Origin of the sequence: Butyricimonas sp. Marseille-P2440 (assembly GCF_900091675.1) — a bacterium.
Classification (GTDB): domain Bacteria; phylum Bacteroidota; class Bacteroidia; order Bacteroidales; family Marinifilaceae; genus Butyricimonas; species Butyricimonas synergistica.
Map to the genome: position 1 here is coordinate 95,517 of NZ_LT594608.1, position 15,772 is coordinate 111,288.

Below are 15,772 nucleotides of genomic sequence, written 5' to 3' on the forward strand. Positions count from 1 at the left end.
TTCGAAATTCACGACCGGGGACTTCACTGGTATTTATTATCCAACACCGTGGAATAAATATTCTCCCCGGGAGCAAAAATATCCACGTTAACTTTTCCATAATCGCTGAAACGGGAAACATCCCCGCTAGGTCCCAGCGAACCGACACAAATGAAATTCCGCAACGCCCGCTTCTTTCCGATAAATTTATTCGGGTAACAAGGATACTTATCTATCGGGCAACCGCTATCCCGGCAGAATTCACAAGCGCCGCCCCCTTTTCCTCGGCATAGCGCATAGCCTTATCCACCAACTTCTTGTTCGGAGAAAAAAATTGTTAAAACTCATGTTTATCACACGAGCCTCATTGTCCACAGCGTAACATATAGCCGATACCTCCTCCTCGTCCAACTCGTCCCCTTTTGCTCCCAGAATATGCTCGAACATCAATTCCACATCTGTGATTCCGCATGCCCCCGATTCATCCGTCAGCACCGCCCCATGATACCGCCAACATGTGTCCCGTGCATCAAACTGCCATAACACAATGTATTGTTTCCGTAACTACGTACCTTCAAACTATTCACATCATCCCCCAAAGAATAAAACTCCCAATCCATCACATCGGTTGCATCCATATTCCGTCCATCGGGCTATTCTTCAAATCCTTGTGCATAACATCCCCATCGGCATCAATAATCGCCACAACCATTTTTGCCTTGGGAGTCCGCCCCTTCAAGTAGTCGTAAGCCCTATATAAACGACAAACAACCATCCATATAAAAAGTAGCTAAAAGGGTGACAAGCAAGAATTTATTTTCTTATCAAAAAAACAAAAAGGAATGGTATATCATTATCTTTCATTTCCTTACGAAGAAATTTTAAAGCTCGTGCCAATTGGGTTTTCACCGTGTTTTTAGAGATTGCTAACCGATCCGCCACCTCTTGGTAAGACATGCCATCGACGAAAACCATCATAAATACTTGACGGCGCTCCTCGGGCAACAAATCAATTATTTGATAAACGACCTTAATAATATCCACTTGCCCTTCTAACTGTATCATATCTTTTTCATCACCCATTTCATGGGAAAAAGATTGAAAACAATCCTCTTTTCGCCGCAATTCCTTCAGATAGGTTAGTGCGGAAAATTTAACAGCCTGAAAGATATACTTATCCAAACCGAATTTCAACGTCTTATAAGGTTTAGATATCCAGAATTTCACAAAATAATCTTGCACGATATCTTTTGCAACCTCCTTATCATTCACTACCTGATTTGCGAAAAGCACCAACGTCTTGTAATACGTATCGTACAACAACCGAAACGCCTCCTCCTCAGTTTCAGTAAACATATGAAGTATTTTTTCCGCAATCATCATCTTCGCAAAACATTTAAATCAGACTCTCAAGCCACTTAAAGTAACAATAATAGCAGTTCAAAAGTAAGAAAAATATAGAAACAAAAGTTTCCCCCCCCATCTTCGTTCGAATTCCCCAAAAGAAAAAGAAAGCCAGATTCTTGTCCGGCTCTCATTTTTCTCATTTTCAGCGGAAAGACGGGGATTCGAACCCCGGAATCCCTTTAGAGGATTACACGCTTTCCAGGCGTAATTGTAGTATTGTATTTCAATTATTTACAAGACACTTCTAAAAAATTTGCACGCATTTTGCACGCGAACACCTGAAATCAAAATAAATTCATTTTACCATTTATTCATTTTCGTTCTACACAAGAATGGTATCATTCGGGTAGCACGGTTCAAGATGCCAAATTGACATCTTGAAAGCTCATCACGGGTAACCTGCAAGGTCAAAATATAGTATCACCATTTGCCCCCCCGGATCTCGTGAATCTTGCTTTGTATTAATTCGAGTTGATTCATGATTTACTAAATAATATTATTTTGATAGCACGGCTTGTTCTTTATTTCTATTTATTATCACCTGTAATACCGAATATAAATTTTGCATGAAATTGATTCTTTGGTTATCGAAATCTATCGATACGATAGGATTCTTTAGGTCATTCATAGTTATGGTTAATTTATAATTGACGATTTCATGCGTTTTAGTGTTACAATAAGTATTAGTTGATTTATTACCTGTCGTACCCCCTATTATAGCTCCTACGCCACCAGCTACAACTCCACCCACAACAGCTCTACCTATCATGCTACCTGTATTAGATTTTATGTCCCCACATAACGTAGATGTTGAATTAATAACTCTTCCTTGTTCCATAATTTTAGCATCAATTATATCTTTAAAAGATAACACATTGATAATCTCCTTAAAAGGTTCATCGTTATACATTCGACCAATGATCAAGATAGATTTTTCTTCATATACTTCAAAAAATAAAGTGATAATATCCAAAGTAATACACTTTTCATACGAAAATGAACCATATTTAGCAATTCGATCTTTTTTCCTATTATCTATTGTATTTTTTCTGTTCTCGTATTCGCAATTTATTTTTTTTAATTCTTCCTGCTCTTTTTTTTCTTGTTGTTTGTACTCCGCATTCTTAACCATAACCGTAATGATTACAGTAAGCAATATACCTATTACAAAAAATATCAAAAACATATACTACATTTTTTATTTAACTATAAATATTCCCAACTATTTTTCAAACAAATTTCCAGAACTCAAACACTCGATCAACTGCCTTTGCAATTCCAGTACCATATCTGTCAATCTTTTGTTATCCTCCAATAATTTCTTGTTTTCTTCTTCTAATTCACGCACGTAATTATCATTATTATTACCCAACAAGGATCTTATCTGTTCACATTCTTTTCCCGAGAAAGAAATATGCACGCTCCTGTCAATGTAAACATTTCCATTTTGGGAAAAAACGTTATCCCCGGTAGTATTATTCTGTACAATATTTCGTTCCGGAGATAGGTGATCCATGTTGATGATTAATTACTTCTATAATTCATTCATAACGCCGATTGTTAATGGTTAATATTCTTCGATTCTCTTTATATACATATTCTACCTCCTGCCATGTAACTACCGTACCCCGTAATTATACATATAAAATAAGCTAATTGTTACATCTATATTTACGTTTCTACCTCATTGCCATGTATTTTTATTTGTTCTAAATAAATTATATATTTGTATTGTTAATAACTTAAACTCCACATCATGTTTAAATCAATAGCAATTACATTTTCATCAATCATCAGTAAACTATTCCCAAGGAAAAGATACACAATACATTTTAACCCTGATGGAACTCCGATTCAAGACGATACTTATTTTCTTTTCATCAATCTTACGCTTCTTAAAGCGTTCAAGTGTTCTAAGGATAGAATGTCAAAAACCGAGAAATTGCAAAAGAAATTCAATCTTTCTCCAGAGCAAGCTCGTGAAATTATTGACTATTATTTCGACCAAAAAGAACTAATGCGAAAAATAAAGAACGCTTCACGCTAAATATTACTTGCCATGGAAAACAAAATTTTATCCAAAATTGAAATAACAATATCCAAATCGGGAGAAGGCTTCCGGGAAAGAACTGTCACGATTAATGGAGATATTGTTTATAAAGACTCTTGTAATAGCGATTTCATTCATGATAAAAATGATTTTATTTTTAATTTCATTTCACGTTTAACCGGTAATCAATTTGAGGACACTTGCGATAGAAGTTGCAAGTTCTGCGAACTCTTTAGCCTTCTCCGTAAAAGAAGGATTTAATTGTTTGCTAAGCCACTCAAGTTCGTTTCCCAACTTTTCAAGATTCGCACGAAGAATTTCTTCTTGAACCGTGAATCCTCCATGGGAAAAATAGTCAAACAAATCAGCCGTAACACAAACATCCACCACCCCGCCTCCACAATCAATTACAGAAGAAAGCAACCCCATACTTTTCATTTGTTTGACAACGAGAGCAAATTCCCAACTTGTAATATCTTTATTCGGGAAAATATCGTCATATATCAGATCCACAGCCCTTGACTTCGCAGCCACGATATAATTCAATACTTCATCCTTGTGAGCGGGTTTTATCATACAATTATCTCTTATCATTCATATATCCAGTATTTCTAAATATCAGGCTCAACTGGATTATCAACCCCGGTTCCGCTTTCAATGGTGATATTGTCGCCGGCAATCAAATCGCCGCCTTCTTGGCTTATTTCAACTCCATTGTTCACGGAAGAGTCTTTCACTTTAATGGTTATTGTTGTAAGAGTTTTGCGTTTAAATGTGATGTCTTGACTAACCAAAGGAACAATCGCCCCGTCTGCTTTCTCCCATGAAACAGACAACGTGCATACTTCTGTATATGTATCAGACGTCCATTGGATACTTTGGTGATTACCCAAAGTGAAAATCTCTTCGACTTCAGTATTGACCCCATGTTCAATATACAATTCAGGTGAACCGAGTAGTTTTATTTTTAATTTTCCGTTCGTCAATCCTTCTGCAATAAATTTTGCACCAAAAACAACACGTTTCATATCTACGGATATTTTACCGTTTTCTATTGGTGTATAATCTGTAACTTCTCCATAATATCGATCTAAATTCGGCAATCCATATTCAATACCTGATGGAGGTAGTGAGGATGTTCCAGAACTTATGCCGGTTATAAATTCTTCGTTACTATATATAAATTCATTACATAATTTTCCTCCCAAGAATGGTAGTTTATAACTATCATTTAAATGAGATACTTTATTTACTCCATCCACAATCATTGATACAACAAAATGGTATTGATACCCATCAAGTAGTTTTATTTTTATTTTTGATTTGTCATTAAATAATCCATATGCATAAGCAGAATAATCAGTAGTTTTGGTTTTTGAGTACACTTGAATCCCGTACAAATCATCCGAAGATGCACGCCCTAATAACGGAGATTCGCTAATTTCTATTTCCCCTGTCATCCCAAGAGAAACAATATATTCTTTCGGCTCACCATTTACATCCGGTTCCTCTGGATTCAATTCTTCTTCTCCCGCACCTCCGCAAGAGAAAAGAATCCCAATTAAAAATAAGTACAATAGATTTTTCATATATCATTATTTTTCGATTATTTCCCCTGTTTCTATATTAATGTATTTTATTGAATTTCATATTAGCTTTTGTGTTGAGAGTATTTAATAACTAAGTTCTTCTTCTTTTAGATTTCCAATACAAATCCCCCCATCCGCATAGCATTTGTATGTGCCATCAGGATTTATTTCGGATATAGAAACCTTTCGTCCAGTCTTTCTTTCGGTGACAATACTGCCGACAGAGAAGTTTGCGATCGCTTTTTGTGTTATATTTCTTTTTTCCGACAAATATTTGTTTTTAATTTGTTTGACGTCATTTGTCATGCCCCAGATTTTAAAAAATAGAATGATTTGTAAAATACCGAAAACGGTTATTACAATTCCAGTGAAAATTATTAATCCATCCATAATTATTAATTTAAATTATTTATCTTCTAGTTTTTCTCTGACATTATTTCGATTATCTTTTCCTGCAATGCTATCACCTTGTCTTTATACTCATCCCTCTCTTGAATTAGTTCATCTATTCGATCCTTTAACGCCTTGATGTTTTCGTCATTCGTTTTATTCACGGAGATATTCCCGCTTGCCGTGTTGATATTATCCCCGTGTTCGTTTGTTTGGTTGACGTTTTGAATTATCATATCCCCTTTACCTTTCATCAACCAATCAGGAGAAATAAATAGCGATTCTGCACTAAGTATTTTTTCAAGAACATCATATCCCGGCTTACTAAACCTTCCTCCAACAATATCTTTTAATGTCGATTGACTTATATCGATTGCTCTTGCAAATGCACTCACATTTCCATCAAAACACTCATCTACAATACATTTTATTCTTTCATTTACATTCATATTGGTATTATTATTTTTATTCATTATAAATTATCGCTATTTCACTAAAATATTTGTGTTTAATTTTGACATAGTGCAATTTCACTATATATTTGTATTCGAAATCATGACACAGTGACCGACACAATATCATAAAATTAAATAATGTTCAAATATAAAAAGTAATTATGGGAAAAACAATCACGAAACCGAAAACTTTAGAAGACCAGCTTCTAAATGTTGAAATGGGGAAAAATGTACTTGTAAAATACGTTGATTATTCCCCGGAGCATATCAGGAGAACCGTGAGCAAGCTGAACAAGAAAGGTTACTCTTTCGAGGCAACGTCATCACAGAGAGATAGTGGAATTATTGTTTCACGAATAAGATGATTGAAAAACCTATAAAATAACACGATCATGGCAATCAAACGCAACCCCAGGATAATAAAAGCTGACGAAATCGGGTACGTCCCGAGAGAGGCTATAAAAGAAACATTGCGTGTTAGTGATGACACGCTTGAAGAATGGAGGAAACTAGGTCTTACTAGAAGAGTGATCGGTAAAAAGGTTTTTTACTCGTTGCAAGAATTGCAACGATTCATGGAGGCATTCAGGGAGGAGCAAGAAGAGTACAAGCACGTTGGAATTTAATTAAAGTAGCATGACTATAAATTTCGATAAAGAGGGCATTCCCGTTAAAGACAAATCATTCAGGGAGTTCAAGACAGCTTATTTGATAGGCATGACTAAAGTACAAAAGTACGTCGAATGTATTGCTGATCGGCTAAAGGTAAAATACAACTTGACAGACGAGCAATACATGGATGCAGTAGATGTAATAGTTAATGAACAATTTATTCAAAAGCCATGAAAAAATTTGGAATCACACTAGCGGCTCTTCTATCCTGCTTGGGAATCGCTGCTTTATTTGCAGGATTATTAGGGAAAACTCATCAGTTTGCAATGTTTGTAATTTGCTTGATCGTGGCAATTCCCATGTGGGAAGAAATATACAAGGAGTGGAAAAAAGAGAAAGCGAATGAGTTATAACGCCCCTTTCGGATCGGAAAGCCATCCATATTGCCCTTGGCATGGTAACTCGGGAGCAAGCGATCTCCCCTTGCAAGACAAGTGCGTATTCTGCGAGGAGATGGTGAATGATGAAGATTGCGAGGTTATACACGGTTTGGTTTTCTGCAACGAATGCTTGAAGGCTATAGAAGAGCACGGGGACGGGATAGAGGAAGAGATTAAACATTTCCTGACAAGCAATGATTTATGTAAGGTTAGCCCGGACAAAGTAGCGATACTCGAAAGGGCGAATTTTTAGAAACTTCTTAATACTAATATAAACATGAAAGCGTACAAAGGTTTTAAAAAAGATTTTACATGTAGAGGATTTCAGTTCGAGGAAGGCAAGGAATACGAGGAAAAAGAGGCGGTGTTATGTGAAAAAGGTTTCCACGCCTGTATTAACCCTCTTGATGTACTTAACTATTATAAAGATATAGATAACAGATATTGCGAAATAGAACTTGACGAGGTATCAAACGACAAAAAATATAATGATTCTAAAATCTGCGGCAAGCGTATAAAAATAAACGCCGAAATCGGATTTATTGGATTATTCAAAATGGGGATAGAATGGTTGAAGGAACAAACTATATTCTCGAAAAATGATATAGAGGAGTTAGAAAAATCGTCGGGTAATGATGCAAAGATCGGGTCGTCGGGTGATTACGCAAAAATCGGGTCGTCGGGTAATGATGCAAAGATCGGGTCGTCGGGTAATGATGCAAAGATCGGGTCGTCGGGTGATTACGCAAAGATCGGGTCGTCGGGTGATTACGCAAAGATCGGGTCGTCGGGTGATGATGCAAAGATCGGGTCGTCGGGTGATTACGCAAAGATCGGGTCGTCGGGTGATTACGCAAAAATCGGGTCGTCGGGTGATTACGCAAAGATCGGGTCGTCGGGTGATTACGCAAAAATCGGGTCGTCGGGTTATAATGTACAGATCGGGTCGTCGGGTGATTACGCAAAGATCGGGTCGTCGGGTAATGATGCAAAGATCGGGTCGTCGGGTGATTACGCAAAAATCGGGTCGTCGGGTGATTACGCAAAGATCGGGTCGTCGGGTGATTACGCAAAGATCGGGTCGTCGGGTAAAAATAGCGTGGTGATGTGTGCTGGGTGTAATTCGATAGCGAAGGCAAAAATTGGCTCTTGGATAACACTTGCCGAATATAAATATGAAAATGGAGAATGGGTGCCTGTAAACGTGGTAACCAAAAAAGTTGATGGTATCGAGATAAAAGAAGACACTTATTACAAGTTAGTCAACGGGGTATTCACGGAAGTAAACGAATAAAATTAAGAGATATGAAAAAAGGCGACAAAGTAACGAGCTCCTATATCGAAGGAGTGTTCACGATTAATAGTTTGGATAAAAACAACGGTTTTGCCCTGTTAAAGCAGAGGGGCTGTAAAACACTTGTAAGAGTGCCGATAAATACTCTAAGCAAAGTTCTGTAGTTCTTTTATTTGTTTGTATTAAAAACAGCCGGGTGGAAGTCCCGGCACACGGGAGCGCACAGCTTGGAGAAGCATTCTTTTCTACACTTTCGCACACATACACACACCCACGAGGGTTCGAGCCCCTCCGCTCCCACTAAAAAAAAGAAACCGCCTCCTTGAAAGCAGCGGTTGGGTTCTTTGAAATAATTAGGGGTCTCTTTAACTATCGGGATGATGGTAATAGAGAATCGTCAAAATATACAGTTAACGACGGGTTGTGATGGTGACATCAATTATCCCGTTTAGTGATTAACCAGTTTAATCCCCCGGTCGATTCAGTCGTGCGCTTCGATGCGAGCCGGGGACAAATATTAATTAATTCAGATACAAAGATATGAAAGATTTAGTTGCTACACAAGTTCCTGAAACGGTGTACAATTTGGATAACGAGTTGTATCACCGTGGGGAACCGTATAGACAATACGCGTCTTCCACTCAGCTAAAGGATTACCTTGTATCGCCCAAGTTCGCTAAATACAAGCGGGAACACCCGTTAGAATTTGAGATTAGTATGGAGGCGAGCGAGAAAGGCAGCCTGTACCACGATTGCATGGCAAGCATCGTGAATACGGGTGACACGAGAGAATTCGAGAGATCTGTGATCGTGTTTAATCCCCCGATCAATCCACGAACGGGAAATCCTTACGGGTACGACACGGCGGCTTACAGGGAAGCGTTAAAAGACTTCACGGCAGCTTATCCAGACAAAAGGCTGGTTTCTCAATCGGATTTAGACCTTATTCACGTGATGATAAACGAAGCCTTGAATAATTGTCGTGAAACATCCCACAGTATTAGGCAAATAATCCGGTGGGGCAAGGCAGAAGTGAGCCATTTTATAGAGTACAAAGGCGCTAAATTCAAGTATAGACCTGATATAGAAACAAAACGCAAGATTGTTGATTGGAAGACAGTATCAGTTGATGATTTACACGAGGACACGATTAATAAAACAATCTTGAAGTTCAAGTACGACATATCGGCTGCTTTCTATCAGTTTTTCGAGCATGAAAGAACAGGACAATGGAAAGAATTCTACTGGATTTTCCAACAAAAAAAAGCCCCGTATGATACCGTTCTAGTAAGCGCAGAAGAGTACGCCTATAATTACAAGGAGAACGACGACATGACGTTGTTAGGTCCGGGAGCGTTAAAGTTTCAAGCATTGTTAGACCAACATATTTACGCCATGACATCCAGCGTGTATGACGGGGCACAAGTATTCATTCAACCCGGATTCCAAAATAAAAGAATCATGGTTCCCACTCCCCCGGGGTACGAGAAGCAAAAATCATTAACTTATTACAATGAATAACATGACACAAGCAAAAGAACAACAAGCACAAATGTCGTTTGAACAAGGATCGGATAACAAGGTAGTTAAAGTAGAAAACAAGCAAGAGGCTCCGGTAGCGAAAAAAGAAAATCTTCCCGCTATTCCAAAGAAACTGGTTGATGCTGGATTAGCGACCTGTTTTCTTGCGCCTAAGCAAGCATTTTTGGCGGCAGGTGGCAGCAAAGAACAATTCGCGAGGGAAGTAAACTTCTCTATGCAGGCGTTGATGAACAACGAGTTTCTATTAAATTGCGCTAAAAGCAACCCGGAATTTCTTATTGAAGCGATAAAGAATGTCGCTCTAACAGGCTTGACGCTTAATCCCGAATTGCGACTTGGTTATCTTATCCCGTATAAAGGGAAAATAACTTTCCGCAGTTCTTACATGGGCAAGGTTGATATTCTTATCCGTTCCGGTATCGTTAAATGGATTGAAGCCAATCTAGTTTACGAGAAAGATACCTTTAACGTGGTTAAAGGTAGCAAAGAAGAGATCACGCATTTTCCCGATGTATTCGCTTCTGACCGTGGAGGTGTACAAGGAGGTTACTGGATTGCCACCATGCCGAACGGGTTAAAGGTTTTCGGGGTGATGTCGAAAAACGACATAGATCAAATCAAGCAAAGAAGCGAATCGGCAAAATCCGGAGGACAAACACCTTGGAACACGGACTACGAGGAAATGGCGAAGAAAACGATAATAAACAGGGCGTTTAAATCTTTGCCGAAGTCCGGCATATCTGATGCCGTGTTAAAGGCGATGGAAATTGACGGGCAATATGACCGGGAAGAGTTTGAAGACTGGAAAAAGCAGCAAGAAACAAACGTTAGAGATCGTTTTAACGAGGATGACGTAACAGAGGCTAGCATAGTGGAATGATTTATAACGGCAAGAAAAAAGAAGACCGGGAAAGCGCGAAAAAACGACTTGATGAATTATGTAATAGGGAAGCGAGATTCGAGATAGTAGAAAAGAAAAAGAAACGGACATTAAAACAAAACTCGTATTTGCACCTGATTCTTGGATTCTTCGCTATTGAAACAGGAAACACTCTGGAATTCGTGAAAAAGCAATATTTTAAAAGACTTTGCAATCCACGAATTTTTATTATCTCGAAAAATGACCCTTACCTCGGTAATATACAAGTGTTGAAAAGTTCACGTGATATAGACACAGGGGAGATGACAACGGCTATTCAGCGTTTTCGTAACTGGTCCTCAGCAGAAGCTGGAATATATCTCCCGGAGCCGAACGAACAAGAATTTTTAGATTACATCGAGAATGAATTGGAACGACACAAGGAATACTTATGAAATCCATCCCCAACACCCTACACGCCGACTTGATCAAGTTACTTGAATCGTTACCCGATCACGTGACGGGGGTATCTGTTCGGGAGCTTGAATTCAAAAGAAAGGCAACGTTATTAAAAAGGAAACTTGAAAGATGTAAGGACATAATACATGAAAGTACAGTTAATCAACCTCGGGAGGAACAACATTAACAAGATTGTTTACCCGGCAGACAAGCAAGCGTTGCAGCGAGAGATTAACCGGCACGTGTTGACTACCTGCTGGACGCTTGAGCAATCTCCAAAAGAAGAAAATGAATACTATGTCCTTCGTGGCATGGACGTGATAGGAATGATTAAAATTTTAAAACAATAAACACTATAATCATGGCTAATAAAGACACTAGAAGAGTAAACTTCAACAAATCATTACAGATGCACCTCGCTTGCGCTACTGACGATCTTAGGGTAGTGATGGAGCACATCTATTTTCAAGACGGTTTCGCTTACGCTTCAAACGCTCACGTGTTGGTGAAAAATGATTTATCCGTTTGCTCGTCTATCTCGCAAGAGCAGATCGAGATCCTTAACGGCAAATTGCTTCACAAAGACGCTTACAAAGAGATTCTCAAGTACGATGTTATCGATATATCGGAAGAGGGCATCCAGTGCAAAAAAGGGAATAATACAACTTTTTTCTACTTCAACACAGACGGATCATTAAAATATCCAAAGGCGAAAGAACTGGTTGAAGAGAAATACGCTTTGTCTACCGTTCCCACTCCTCAAATATCCATCAACGCCAAACTGATAGAAATTATTAATAAGGCGTTGTATCATCAACGAGAATTAAAATTCACTTTCAAGGGAGTTAACGAAAGTATCCTCTGCGAGGATAACGATATCGATTCGACAAATTGCGTTGGCTTGATAATGCCTTGCATGACACTATAAACACTGCCCGGTTTCACGGGCACACGAACGAGAATAGTCATAGGGTGCTAAGACCAAATGAACGGAAGTTGCAAGTGTACATAGCAATGTATGTCATCAAGACCGTGCAGCAGCAGACATCTAGTAGGTAAGACGTGAGAATAGCCAATATCACGAACGAACGTAGAAAGCTGACGATACTTGTGCGGGTTCGACTCCCGCCTCGTTCTCGAATCAAGAATGAATATTTATGAAAGACAGAGAACATCAAACGCAAGTGGCTTGCGTGAACTGGTTCCGGGTACAATATCCCGGCAAATTGATACACGCTATCCCTAACGGTGGGGCTAGAAATATCGTCACCGCAGCCAAGCTGAAAGCGGAAGGAGTTGTATCAGGTGTCCCGGATTTGTTCATCCCGGAGCCGTCCGGACAATATCACGGTCTATTCGTAGAAATGAAGGTGAAGGGTGGACGGTTACAAGAAACGCAAAAGGACATGATTGGTAAGCTGAAAGAGAGAGGTTACAAGTGTGCCGTGTGCTGGTCGCTTGACGATTTCATGAAGGTTGTGAACGAATATTTTAATAGACATGAAACGACTGATTGAATACTTCAAAAGAAAACAAGATGCGAGACTCAAACGCTTATGCGTTAAAGAATCGGCAAAATCATGCAAGAGCGGTGAAGAATTAGTCTCCACCGCCAAATGGATTTACGATTGGATTAAAAGCAAGTGATTCATTTCAATTCAATCGGGATGTTAAATTTGATTTTAGACAAGGATGCTTGTTGATATTCTGTGTTCCCTTTTGCTCCCAAGTTAATAGACCCTAGCAAAACACCTATTCCAGAACTAACACCATCCTTGTTTGATTCAGTCAAGGAAACTTCAAATTCTAAATTTGAAATCATTTTGGCTTCGGCTGTTGGCCCAATACCGTTTTTCACGTATGGGATTCCTTCTGAAACTAGACCACCTGACGGGAGAATAGATTTTCCTGTTGTTTTCTTAGCTTCTGCGATGCCATTATAGATACTTGTTATAACATCCTTGATAAATTCATTTAATTCCATGATAAAATATAATTTGAAATTCGACTATCACAAATTTAATAATTAACGAGCGACATTTCTATTTATCCACTTGATAAAATTGAAATTCGACACTTCAATATAGAATGTCGCTCTTGTTTTACATTACTATGATGAGAAGACCGCCCAAACCACCCTCTAACCCACCGGATCGAGGTATAGTGATCATCGCTACATCCCCTCCTTCAGACTGCCTAACCTGTATTCACCATTCTATTTGGAAATACAATCTAATCGAATGCAAGTACAGGATTTGCCCGCAACCGAATTGCAAGGATAATAACATTACATGTATAAACTATAAAGAATAAACAACTATGAAAGAAGACTTATTAAATCAAGTTGACAGTGTAATTCGTAAATTACATGAAACGATTTTAGAAACAGAAAAAATCCGCCAGCAAATTAATAATAGCGGGGAAACAACACGAGATAATAAAGGGTTTAATAAGACATCACATATCGTTACAGAGAAATTTCTTGTTAAACAGTGATACATACCCGCATTGTGGACAATACGCCATTACAACAGGGAATGTTGCCATACTTTTCAATCCAACAGTATGTAATTCTTGTCTATTGAATCCTGTTAAATGAAATTCTTCCATGCAGAGTTCCTTGTTCCCAACAAATCCACAATTTGGACATGATCCTACTTTTAATTTCTTTTCAATTTTTAATTGATCTTCTTGTGATAATTCCATGATTTATAAAATTTAAATGTGACAACACAAAATTAATAATAATTACAGCACGTCCCACTTGTGGTATTTTAAATGTGACAAATTTCTAATTACCGGGGCGTGCTTACTAACAAATTATACGATGAAGAAAATTAAAAAATCATACATACGATTGGAATATATTAACTGCACGAATGACGCTGATATTATTGAAGCGCATGGGAATAGAATGGTACATATTTATTCCCGTGAACATGGACTATACTGTATCGGACTAAGCGGGTACACGAAAGACAAGACGAAGGCTTACACTTTCACTCTACGACAGGCTTACGGGCTCACGAAGCTATGCGGTCCAGAAAAAGGGATAGAATTTCATTTTCTCGAAAAAGTACCCCAAGTAGACACGATAATTTGCCCTAATTGCGGGGAACCATGTCAAGCGGAAGTGAAAGAATCATTCCCCTTTAATGACTTCACTCACCAGTGCGAGCATTGCGGTTACTGGATCATGGAATCTGAATATGAAACTATTAAAAAAATAAACAACGATGGAATTACAAGACAGAGTAACCGTGGTATTAACCAAATACGGTGCAAACGTGCTAAACAAGCAAAACAAGGAGTATAACGATAAATTTCCCAAGGCGGAATGCCGAAGAACGGATTATGCTGTTGGGGATTTTTTAAGTGATCATTTATTCTGTATCATCGACACTTTCAAAGATCACTTCCACATAGAAACGAAGGCTTGTTTCATGAATATAATTCCCGAGATAAAAGGTATACAAGAGAGTAAATGTCGTGTCCTCGAGGATCTAGAAAACTTGAAACTGAGAACGGATAAGTTAAATCTTGAAAGAGAATACCTTGAACGGCTAGGGGTCACGTTTAAAGGCGATAAAATGATCATGGGACAGGTCAAAGTTACTGCCGACACCCCGAATTCGACACGAGGCAAACGTGGAGATATTCAGATAAAAACATGTACCGGGGTGTTCTTGAATGGTAAGCTTGTAAGTATTTTCGATAGAGAACCCACGCCGGTAAACATTCCGGCAGAAAAAGACGAGTTTGTTTCTCTAGCTGCTTACGAGATGCTAGAAAAAGAGAACGAAATATTGCGAGAGATAAACAATTCTATCGAGCATGCTTCTAAATCCTGTGACAATACCCGAGAGATATTCGACGAAATGCGAAAAGGATACGAGAAATTCATGGAGAATTTAAACGCCCGTTTAATGCAAGACCAAATGGAAGCCTACAAGTCTATTATATTCCGGGTTAAAAATAGAATCGAATCCGAATCTGAAGTTATAGGAAAGTTGATCGGGGAAATTGAGAATGGTGAAATAAACGGGAAACAGTTTTCGGAAAATATGAAGGTTATCTTATCCCGTTTAATCGCCGAGAGCAAACAATTAAAAAATGAATTTCAATGAAAGAATCCACCGAAAGACGAATCTACCGGGAGAAGTGCAAACACTTTCTCCCCATGTCTGGAATGTGTTGCATGAAGAGCCACGGGGCAAACGGGTGGCATATATCTATCGGGTGTGATGGGAAATGTCCCCGGATGAATCGTTATGATAGAAAACAAGAGAAAAGTAAAATAGCGGGAAGCGTTATTTTAGAAAATGGCAAAAAAGTAAAATAAGAAGACATGAAAGTAAAGATAACAAGAGTCGTTCTCGTGATGGAGGACGGCAGTAAAACAACGATCAAGCCAAATAAAATCGTTGAAGACGTGGAAGCTTATAGAGCTTTACAAAAGGAGGCTAACAATGCCTCTAAGGTTTTGTTTGTGATAGAAGAAATCGAATAGCTATGGCAAACACATATTTGAAAATAGAAGGCGAAACTTCGGCTTTAGAAGTTGGAGTTGATGAAGGATATTTAAAAATATCTATGAAGGACAACGATAATCAAACTATTACCTCTATACTTCTCGACTATAAAGAAATTGAAGACCTACTGGAATTTATCGAGAAGAAGAAAAAAGAATTGTGAT

At 38.4% G+C, this 15,772-nt stretch carries 29 protein-coding genes; 18 read left to right on the top strand and 11 right to left on the bottom strand.

All coding sequences use genetic code 11. From position 1 onward, the window contains the following. Positions 1-23 precede the first annotated feature (23 nt). The 6 genes from BN8899_RS20620 to BN8899_RS03940 form a co-directional block, all read right to left on the bottom strand. Positions 24-164, bottom strand: coding sequence for a S8 family serine peptidase (locus tag BN8899_RS20620; RefSeq protein WP_157237422.1), 141 nt, complete (start codon positions 162-164; stop codon positions 24-26). A 76-nt stretch (positions 165-240) separates the two neighbouring features. Beyond that, entirely contained in the window at positions 241-525 is a 285-nt protein-coding gene (locus BN8899_RS03925) for a S8/S53 family peptidase (protein WP_065218397.1), read from the bottom strand. A gap of 73 nt (positions 526-598) precedes the next feature. Continuing rightward, positions 599-754, bottom strand: a complete 156-nt coding sequence (locus BN8899_RS20625; RefSeq protein ID WP_157237423.1) for a hypothetical protein — start codon at positions 752-754, stop codon at positions 599-601. Positions 755-792: 38 nt separating this feature from the next. Beyond that, positions 793-1,335 carry an RNA polymerase sigma-70 factor gene (locus BN8899_RS03930; RefSeq protein ID WP_187376765.1) on the bottom strand — a complete coding sequence of 181 codons (543 nt, stop codon included), beginning with the start codon at positions 1,333-1,335 and terminating at the stop codon, positions 793-795. A gap of 547 nt (positions 1,336-1,882) precedes the next feature. Next, on the bottom strand, positions 1,883-2,572 hold the full coding sequence (locus BN8899_RS03935; RefSeq protein WP_065218399.1) for a hypothetical protein: 690 nt from the start codon (positions 2,570-2,572) through the stop codon (positions 1,883-1,885). A 36-nt stretch (positions 2,573-2,608) separates the two neighbouring features. Next, a complete protein-coding gene (locus tag BN8899_RS03940) occupies positions 2,609-2,902 on the bottom strand; it encodes a hypothetical protein (RefSeq protein ID WP_065218400.1) in 294 nt (97 codons plus the stop codon). Between the two features lie 240 nt (positions 2,903-3,142). Here BN8899_RS03940 and BN8899_RS03945 point away from each other — a divergent pair, with 240 nt between their 5' ends. Next, entirely contained in the window at positions 3,143-3,433 is a 291-nt protein-coding gene (locus BN8899_RS03945) for a hypothetical protein (protein WP_065218401.1), read from the top strand. A 177-nt stretch (positions 3,434-3,610) separates the two neighbouring features. Here BN8899_RS03945 and BN8899_RS03950 read toward each other — a convergent pair whose 3' ends face one another. The 4 genes from BN8899_RS03950 to BN8899_RS03965 form a co-directional block, all read right to left on the bottom strand. Next, on the bottom strand, positions 3,611-4,012 hold the full coding sequence (locus tag BN8899_RS03950; RefSeq protein WP_065218402.1) for a hypothetical protein: 402 nt from the start codon (positions 4,010-4,012) through the stop codon (positions 3,611-3,613). 35 nt (positions 4,013-4,047) lie between these two features. Next, positions 4,048-5,025, bottom strand: a complete 978-nt coding sequence (locus tag BN8899_RS03955) for a hypothetical protein (protein WP_065218403.1) — start codon at positions 5,023-5,025, stop codon at positions 4,048-4,050. An 84-nt stretch (positions 5,026-5,109) separates the two neighbouring features. Then, positions 5,110-5,415 (bottom strand): hypothetical protein, encoded by a 306-nt coding sequence (locus tag BN8899_RS03960; RefSeq protein ID WP_065218404.1) that lies wholly within the window; start codon positions 5,413-5,415, stop codon positions 5,110-5,112. Positions 5,416-5,441: 26 nt separating this feature from the next. Further along, the gene (locus BN8899_RS03965) at positions 5,442-5,864 is read right to left on the bottom strand and encodes a helix-turn-helix domain-containing protein (protein ID WP_148375263.1); all 423 of its coding nucleotides are present in this window, start codon (positions 5,862-5,864) and stop codon (positions 5,442-5,444) included. 167 nt (positions 5,865-6,031) lie between these two features. On the opposite strand from BN8899_RS03965, the gene BN8899_RS03970 reads away from it, so the two are divergent. The 11 genes from BN8899_RS03970 to BN8899_RS04025 all read left to right on the top strand — a co-directional run bounded on the left by BN8899_RS03970 (position 6,032) and on the right by BN8899_RS04025 (position 12,593). Further along, positions 6,032-6,235, top strand: a complete 204-nt coding sequence (locus BN8899_RS03970; protein ID WP_065218406.1) for a hypothetical protein — start codon at positions 6,032-6,034, stop codon at positions 6,233-6,235. Positions 6,236-6,262: 27 nt separating this feature from the next. After that, a complete protein-coding gene (locus BN8899_RS03975; protein ID WP_065218407.1) occupies positions 6,263-6,496 on the top strand; it encodes a hypothetical protein in 234 nt (77 codons plus the stop codon). Between the two features lie 216 nt (positions 6,497-6,712). Further along, a complete protein-coding gene (locus BN8899_RS03985) occupies positions 6,713-6,895 on the top strand; it encodes a hypothetical protein (RefSeq protein WP_065218409.1) in 183 nt (60 codons plus the stop codon). Further along, positions 6,885-7,175: a hypothetical protein gene (locus BN8899_RS03990; RefSeq protein WP_065218410.1), complete on the top strand. Its 291-nt coding sequence runs from the start codon at positions 6,885-6,887 to the stop codon at positions 7,173-7,175. Before BN8899_RS03985 ends, BN8899_RS03990 begins: the two co-directional genes overlap by 11 nt. Positions 7,176-7,199: 24 nt before the next feature. Next, positions 7,200-8,216 carry a DUF7666 domain-containing protein gene (locus BN8899_RS03995; RefSeq protein ID WP_065218411.1) on the top strand — a complete coding sequence of 339 codons (1,017 nt, stop codon included), beginning with the start codon at positions 7,200-7,202 and terminating at the stop codon, positions 8,214-8,216. Positions 8,217-8,756: 540 nt separating this feature from the next. Continuing rightward, the gene (locus BN8899_RS04000; protein WP_065218412.1) at positions 8,757-9,737 is read left to right on the top strand and encodes a PD-(D/E)XK nuclease-like domain-containing protein; all 981 of its coding nucleotides are present in this window, start codon (positions 8,757-8,759) and stop codon (positions 9,735-9,737) included. A 1-nt stretch (position 9,738) separates the two neighbouring features. Next, positions 9,739-10,638 carry a recombinase RecT gene (locus tag BN8899_RS04005; protein WP_187376767.1) on the top strand — a complete coding sequence of 300 codons (900 nt, stop codon included), beginning with the start codon at positions 9,739-9,741 and terminating at the stop codon, positions 10,636-10,638. After that, positions 10,635-11,072, top strand: a complete 438-nt coding sequence (locus BN8899_RS04010) for a NinB/YbcN family protein (protein WP_065218414.1) — start codon at positions 10,635-10,637, stop codon at positions 11,070-11,072. Before BN8899_RS04005 ends, BN8899_RS04010 begins: the two co-directional genes overlap by 4 nt. A 150-nt stretch (positions 11,073-11,222) precedes the next feature. Beyond that, the gene (locus tag BN8899_RS04015; protein ID WP_065218415.1) at positions 11,223-11,426 is read left to right on the top strand and encodes a hypothetical protein; all 204 of its coding nucleotides are present in this window, start codon (positions 11,223-11,225) and stop codon (positions 11,424-11,426) included. Between the two features lie 11 nt (positions 11,427-11,437). Then, on the top strand, positions 11,438-12,004 hold the full coding sequence (locus BN8899_RS04020; RefSeq protein WP_082986896.1) for a hypothetical protein: 567 nt from the start codon (positions 11,438-11,440) through the stop codon (positions 12,002-12,004). A gap of 229 nt (positions 12,005-12,233) precedes the next feature. After that, complete coding sequence (locus BN8899_RS04025) at positions 12,234-12,593, top strand: VRR-NUC domain-containing protein (RefSeq protein ID WP_065218416.1); 360 nt, start codon at positions 12,234-12,236, stop codon at positions 12,591-12,593. 131 nt (positions 12,594-12,724) lie between these two features. Here BN8899_RS04025 and BN8899_RS04030 read toward each other — a convergent pair whose 3' ends face one another. Beyond that, entirely contained in the window at positions 12,725-13,060 is a 336-nt protein-coding gene (locus BN8899_RS04030; protein WP_065218417.1) for a hypothetical protein, read from the bottom strand. 335 nt (positions 13,061-13,395) lie between these two features. On the opposite strand from BN8899_RS04030, the gene BN8899_RS20635 reads away from it, so the two are divergent. From BN8899_RS20635 to BN8899_RS04045, 6 genes are all read left to right on the top strand, one after another. After that, on the top strand, positions 13,396-13,572 hold the full coding sequence (locus BN8899_RS20635) for a hypothetical protein (RefSeq protein WP_157237425.1): 177 nt from the start codon (positions 13,396-13,398) through the stop codon (positions 13,570-13,572). Positions 13,573-13,903: 331 nt separating this feature from the next. After that, positions 13,904-14,392 (top strand): hypothetical protein, encoded by a 489-nt coding sequence (locus tag BN8899_RS20640; protein ID WP_148375265.1) that lies wholly within the window; start codon positions 13,904-13,906, stop codon positions 14,390-14,392. Further along, positions 14,313-15,203, top strand: a complete 891-nt coding sequence (locus BN8899_RS04035; RefSeq protein WP_065218418.1) for a hypothetical protein — start codon at positions 14,313-14,315, stop codon at positions 15,201-15,203. Before BN8899_RS20640 ends, BN8899_RS04035 begins: the two co-directional genes overlap by 80 nt. Continuing rightward, positions 15,200-15,418 (top strand): hypothetical protein, encoded by a 219-nt coding sequence (locus tag BN8899_RS04040; RefSeq protein WP_065218419.1) that lies wholly within the window; start codon positions 15,200-15,202, stop codon positions 15,416-15,418. The genes BN8899_RS04035 and BN8899_RS04040 overlap by 4 nt, the downstream gene beginning before the upstream one ends. A 6-nt stretch (positions 15,419-15,424) precedes the next feature. Continuing rightward, positions 15,425-15,586: a hypothetical protein gene (locus tag BN8899_RS20645; protein WP_157237421.1), complete on the top strand. Its 162-nt coding sequence runs from the start codon at positions 15,425-15,427 to the stop codon at positions 15,584-15,586. A 2-nt stretch (positions 15,587-15,588) separates the two neighbouring features. Beyond that, positions 15,589-15,771: a hypothetical protein gene (locus BN8899_RS04045; RefSeq protein WP_065218042.1), complete on the top strand. Its 183-nt coding sequence runs from the start codon at positions 15,589-15,591 to the stop codon at positions 15,769-15,771. Position 15,772: the final 1 nt, after the last annotated feature.